We start from the raw sequence: 405 nt of genomic DNA on the forward strand, positions 1-405 counted from the left end.
GCACCCCAGATCGGCACGCTGAACCCCTACACCCGCCAGGAGGCCGAGACCATCGCCTGGGAGTCCGGTGTCGAAACCGAGGCCTCCAACGAAGGCGGGATGAACGTCGGCTTCATCGACAACGGCGACTACATCAAGGTCAAGGGCGTCGGCTTCGGCACCGGAGCGACCTCGTTCTCCGCTCGGGTCGCCTCCGGCGCCGGCGGCGGGAAGATCGAACTGCGCCGCGACAGCGCCACCGGCACCCTCATGGGCACCTGCGACGTCCCCGGCACCGGCGGCTGGCAGACCTGGACAACCGTCTCCTGCCCCGTCACCGGCGCGACCGGCACCCACGACCTGTACCTCAAGTTCACCGGCGGCAGCGGCTACCTGTTCAACCTGAACTGGTGGCAGTTCACCGGC

The 405-nt window shown here is 68.6% G+C and carries 1 protein-coding gene; it reads left to right on the top strand.

The genetic code is table 11. The features are described from left to right. The coding region (locus QSK36_RS43160; RefSeq protein ID WP_285786454.1) for a carbohydrate-binding protein at positions 1-405 on the top strand (405 nt) is incomplete at both ends.

The sequence above is a fragment of the Microbispora sp. NBRC 16548 genome, from assembly GCF_030268985.1.
GTDB classification, from domain to species: domain Bacteria; phylum Actinomycetota; class Actinomycetes; order Streptosporangiales; family Streptosporangiaceae; genus Microbispora; species Microbispora catharanthi.